This window comes from Streptomyces glaucescens (assembly GCF_002154375.1).
Taxonomy (GTDB): domain Bacteria; phylum Actinomycetota; class Actinomycetes; order Streptomycetales; family Streptomycetaceae; genus Streptomyces; species Streptomyces glaucescens.
The window spans coordinates 1-708 of record NZ_MUND01001046.1 but is presented as its reverse complement, the minus strand read 5'-3'; the positions used below and the strand labels follow the sequence as shown (position 1 = coordinate 708).

Annotated in this window: 1 protein-coding gene; it reads left to right on the top strand. The window is 76.0% G+C overall.

What is annotated here, in order from left to right; genetic code table 11:
- Positions 1 to 521: 521 nt before the first annotated feature.
- The coding region (locus CCN42_RS44020) for a hypothetical protein (RefSeq protein ID WP_211294912.1) at positions 522 to 708 on the top strand (187 nt) is incomplete at its 3' end.

The following is a 708-nucleotide window of genomic DNA, read 5'->3' as shown; positions in this document are numbered from 1 at the left end:
TGGGCAGCGGTGTAGGCGGCGGTGAGTGCGCATGCCCGCCGCTTCCAGCTCGGCGGCCAAGGGCTGGGAGCCGTTCGTCAGGTGGGCGTGCGCCTCGTGAAGCAGTACAGGGCTTCGTCGGTGTGGCCGGTACGGCGCAGTGGGGTCGCGGCCGCGCGGGCCGCGACGGCGAGCACCAGCGGAGCGGCGGGGCCGCGGCGCCGGCCCGTTGCGCGTAGGCGCCGGCTGCCTCCGTGCAGCCCTGCTTGACCGCCAGCTGAGAAGCGAGCACCCACACGCCGGCCGCGCGGGCGGCACCGGCCGGGCCGCATTCGGTGCTGTGCCCGGCGGCAGCCAGGAGCAACGGCAGCACCCCGTCGAGCTTCCTTGAGCCACTTCTCGACCGGCGCGGCCCGTGGGCCACCGTCTACTTCGATCCCGCTCAGAACCAGTCGGGACAGGCGGTGCGTGAGGCTCTGGCGAGTGTCAGGCCGCAGGAGGATCCCGCGGGCCGGGTCGTCTTCGCTTTTGGAGGCGATGTGGTGCTCAGCTGCCGCCTCTCCCGGCCGCCGCTTCAGCGTGCGGGCCAGGGCGCGGGCAGCCTGACCGCGGCGGCGGAGCCGCACCCCCGGGCGGACGACCAGGTCCAGCAGGGCCGCGCGGACGGCGGCGCCGTCCAGCGCGTGCCGGTCGAAGGAGCGGCGCACCGTGGCGGAGGCGGGCAGGGCC